Annotated in this window: 5 protein-coding genes; 3 read left to right on the top strand and 2 right to left on the bottom strand. The window is 69.4% G+C overall.

The genetic code is table 11. The features are described 5' to 3' along the window. Nucleotides 1-122: 122 nt before the first annotated feature. Complete coding sequence (locus VF697_RS25680) at nucleotides 123-584, bottom strand: hypothetical protein (protein WP_331099351.1); 462 nt, start codon at nucleotides 582-584, stop codon at nucleotides 123-125. Nucleotides 585-656: 72 nt separating this feature from the next. After that, nucleotides 657-1,346, bottom strand: coding sequence for a tetratricopeptide repeat protein (locus tag VF697_RS25675; protein ID WP_331099350.1), 690 nt, complete (start codon nucleotides 1,344-1,346; stop codon nucleotides 657-659). A 97-nt stretch (nucleotides 1,347-1,443) separates the two neighbouring features. Here VF697_RS25675 and VF697_RS25670 point away from each other — a divergent pair, with 97 nt between their 5' ends. The 3 genes from VF697_RS25670 to VF697_RS25660 all read left to right on the top strand — a co-directional run. After that, nucleotides 1,444-2,412, top strand: a complete 969-nt coding sequence (locus VF697_RS25670; RefSeq protein ID WP_331099349.1) for an acetyl-CoA carboxylase carboxyltransferase subunit alpha — start codon at nucleotides 1,444-1,446, stop codon at nucleotides 2,410-2,412. A gap of 27 nt (nucleotides 2,413-2,439) precedes the next feature. Then, nucleotides 2,440-3,534, top strand: coding sequence for a histidinol-phosphate transaminase (gene hisC / locus VF697_RS25665; RefSeq protein WP_331099348.1), 1,095 nt, complete (start codon nucleotides 2,440-2,442; stop codon nucleotides 3,532-3,534). Next, the coding region (locus VF697_RS25660; protein ID WP_331099347.1) for a (d)CMP kinase at nucleotides 3,531-3,816 on the top strand (286 nt) is incomplete at its 3' end. The genes hisC and VF697_RS25660, both read left to right, overlap by 4 nt.

The following is a 3,816-nucleotide window of genomic DNA, read 5'->3' as shown; positions in this document are numbered from 1 at the left end:
CGCGAGCTGAAGGCCTTCCGCACCGCCTGGTACGCGCTCAGCGCCACTGTCGCCAAGACGAAGGCGGCCTGAGCCGCCGGGGAGGGGCTGGGGTGAGGTTCATCCCCGGCCCCCGCCGCGACTCACCCCGGATTGACGCGGGGCAGGTTCGGCGGCACCCGAGGCAACTGGTGCCGGAGCCGCTCCGCGATGTCCTGGGGCGAGAGGACGGGCAGCTCCCGGAGCACGCCCCCGTCGCGCTCGAGGCGGACGGCGAGGGCCGGTCCGGCGAGCAGCAGGCAGATCGCCGGGACGATGCACAGCAGCATGGGCGCCAGCGACGCCAGGCCGAGCCGGAGCGCGCGCCGGAGCGGTGAGGCGGCGAGCTCGGGCGACGGCTCCAGGCTGCCCAGGCAGTTGGCGAACACGGCGCCCCCCAGCAGGCCCAGGAGCGCGGCCAGCATCCAGCTCGCCCCCCCGAGCGCGGTGCCGAGCACGGGCTCGACGAGGCCCGGCGCCTGGACCGCCAGCAAGAAGGCGATGAGGAAGGGGCTCCCCGCCACCAAGACCACCAGCCCCCACTGCCGACCCGCGAGTCGCACCATGCCCCGACACCTCCCCGAGGGGAGGGTGGACAGGCGGAGCCCGGTCGCCAAGTGTCCCTCGGGAGATCCGTCCTACGCCTCGCACTCGGACGGAGAGTCCTGGAACGTTCCCAGCTCCTCGAACTCGAGCACTCCGCGCGTCGTCATCTTGCCCTGGAGGGGCTTCTGGCCCGGGAAGGTCAGGGTGAGGGTTCGCCCCTTCACGCTGTACGTCCCCGTCACTTCCTCGGTGCGGCTCGGGTCCTTCTCGTCCTCGATGACCCGCCGCCACAGCACGACGCGCTGGCTGTCGGGGAAGGTGAGCTTCCGGGTGGAGCCGTAGACGCCCTCGCCCGGGGAGAACCAGCTCACCCGGCGGAGAAGCTCCGGGACATGGGCCTGCTTCTCCGGAGAGCGGCCCAGGAGGCGCTGCCAGCCCACCGTGTCCCGGATGGGGTCCAGGTCCGCGTCCTCCTTCGCCCGGGCGAGCCGCCGCGGATCCAACCGCACGGCGGTATTCAGCCGCTCCAGGATCGTCTGCCGGTAGGCCTCGTACTGGCAGATCTGCCCCTGCTTGCGCAGCACGCCCAGGGTGGCGGCCACGTTGTAGTGGGCGAGGGCCAGCTGGGGGTCCGCCTGGGCGGCGGCCTCGAACTTCTTCAAGGCTTCGGGGTACTTACCGGCCTGATAGAGGCGGAAGCCCTCGGTGTTGAGGGCGCGGGCGGACTGGGCGGGGGAGGGGGCGGCCAGGGTGAGGGCGAGCAGGAGGAGCAGGCGGTGCATGTCTCTCCAGACGGGAGGGAGGGGGCCGGGATTCTACGCACCGCGTAACGGGTTGCGCGTTGAAAGCCCGGAAGGCAGGTGATAGGGCTCCCGCGCCATGGCGAACGGCATCAACTATCCTCTCGATTTCGAGCGACCGCTCATCGAGCTGGAGAAGAAGATCGACGAGCTCAAGGCCCTCTCGGCGAGCGGCTCGGTGGATTTCACCTCGGAAATCTCCAAGCTGGAGAAGAAGGCCAAGAAGCTTCAGACGGAGATCTTCAGCGATCTCTCGCGCTGGCAGGTGGTGCAGCTCTCCCGCCACAGCTCCCGGCCGTACTTCCTGGACTACGTCCAGCACCTCTTCACGGACTTCTTCGAGCTGGCGGGCGACCGCCTCTTCGGGGAGGACCCGTCCATCGTGGGCGGCTTCGCGCGCTTCGACGGGCAGGTGGTGCTGGTGATGGGCCACCAGAAGGGGCGCAACACCAAGGAGAACATGGCGCGCAACTTCGGCATGCCACGCCCCGAGGGCTACCGCAAGGCGCTGCGGCTGATGGAGCTGGCCGAGCGCTTCGAGAAGCCCATCCTCACCTTCGTGGACACGCCGGGCGCCTACCCGGGCATTGGCGCCGAGGAGCGCGGCCAGGCCGAGGCCATCGCGAAGAACCTGGAGGTGATGAGCCGGCTGAAGGTTCCCATCATCTCCACCGTCATCGGCGAGGGTGGCTCCGGCGGTGCGCTCGCCATCGGCGTGGGCAACCGCGTGCTGATGCTGGAGAACAGCGTCTACTCGGTCATCTCGCCCGAGGGCTGCGCCTCCATCCTCTTCCGGGATCCCACCAAGGCGGACAAGGCCGCGGACGCGCTGAAGCTGACGGCCAAGGACCTCAAGGGGATGAACGTCATCGACGACATCGTCCCCGAGCCGGCCGGTGGCGCGCACCGCGACTACGACAAGATGGCGGAGAACCTGGGCAAGGCCCTGCGCAAGCACCTGGGCGAGCTGTCCGAGCTCTCGGCCGACGAGCTCATCCAGGACCGCTACCAGAAGTTCCGCGCGCTCGGCGTGTTCTCCGGGCGTTAGCCCTTCACCCAGGAAGTCAGAGAGCCCATGAGACCGCTCGTCCCCCCGTACATCGAGACGCTCAAGCCCTACGTCCCGGGCAAACCCATCGAGGAGACGGAGCGGGAGTACGGTCTCACGGGCGTCATCAAGCTGGCCTCCAACGAGAACCCGCTGGGGCCCTCGCCCAAGGCCATCGAGGCCATGCGGGCCGCCTCGCAGAAGGTGCACCTCTACCCGGACGCGAGCAGCTTCGCGCTCGTGCGCCGGCTGGCCTCTCACCTGGGCGTGAAGCCGGAGGAAGTGGTGCTGGGCTGTGGCTCGAATGAGATCATCGAGCTGCTCATCCGCACCTTCACCACGCCCGAGGACGAGGTGCTGCTGAGCAAGGGCTCGTTCCCGGCCTACCGCATCTCCGTGCAGGCGCACGGGCGGCCCTTCGCCGAGGTCCCCATGCGCGAGGGACACCGGTACGACCTGGACGCGATGGCCCAGGCGATCAACCCGCGCACGCGGATGATCTTCATCGCCAACCCGGACAACCCGACGGGGACGACGTTCGGCCGTAAGGAGTGGGAGGCCTTCCTGGCGAAGGTGCCCGAGCAGGTGCTGGTCGTCCACGACGAGGCCTACTTCGAGTTCGTGGACTGGCCCGAGTACTTCAGCGCCCTGGAGTACATCCACAAGCACCCGAACGTGGTGGCGCTGCGCACGTTCAGCAAGATCTACGGGCTGGCGGGGGTGCGGCTGGGCTACGGGGTGATGGACGCGCGGCTGGTGGCGTACCTCCAGCGCACGCGCATGCCCTTCAACCTGACGGTCCCCGCGCAGATGGCCGGGCTGGCGGCGCTGGATGACACGGAGCACGTGCGGCGCACGCGCGAGCTCAACAGCGAGGGGCTGCGCTACTACCAGACGGAGCTGCCGAAGCTGGGCGCGCGCCTGGCGGAGAGCCACGCCAACTTCGTGCTGGCGGACTTCGGCAAGCCGGCGATGGAGCTGTACGAGAAGCTGCTGCGCAAGGGTGTCATCGTGCGGCCCATGGCGGGCAACGGCTACCCCACGTCCCTGCGCATCTCGGTGGGCACGCGCGAGGAGAACCTGCGCTGCGTGGCCGCCCTGAAGGAGGTCCTCGCCTCATGAGCACGCGACCCTTCATCGTGGCCATCGACGGCCCCGCGGGCGCGGGCAAGTCGAGCGTCTCCAAGGTGCTGGCGCGCCGGCTGGGCTTCGCGCTGGTGGACACCGGGGCCATCTACCGCTGCGTGGCGCTCAAGGCGCGGCGCGAGGGCATCGCCTTCGACGACGACACGAAGCTCGGCGAGCTGCTGGAGCGGGTGCGCGTCACCTTCCAGGTGGTGGGTGAGGACAACCACGTGTTCCTGGATGGCGAGGACGTCTCGGGGGAGATCCGCACGCCGGAGA

Origin of the sequence: Archangium sp. (genome assembly GCF_036388035.1) — a bacterium.
Taxonomy (GTDB): Bacteria; Myxococcota; Myxococcia; order Myxococcales; family Myxococcaceae; genus Archangium.
Note: the sequence above shows the minus strand (reverse complement) of the source record. Positions and strands in the feature narration are given on the sequence as shown.

Bases quoted from the DNA above. Each gene is read 5' to 3' on its own strand.
- VF697_RS25675 (WP_331099350.1), bottom strand. From the start codon at position 1,346: ATGCACCGCCTGCTCCTCCTGCTCGCCCTCACCCTGGCCGCCCCCTCC.
- hisC (WP_331099348.1), top strand. From the start codon at position 2,440: ATGAGACCGCTCGTCCCCCCGTACATCGAGACGCTCAAGCCCTACGTC.
- VF697_RS25680 (WP_331099351.1), bottom strand. From the start codon at position 584: ATGGTGCGACTCGCGGGTCGGCAGTGGGGGCTGGTGGTCTTGGTGGCG.
- VF697_RS25670 (WP_331099349.1), top strand. From the start codon at position 1,444: ATGGCGAACGGCATCAACTATCCTCTCGATTTCGAGCGACCGCTCATC.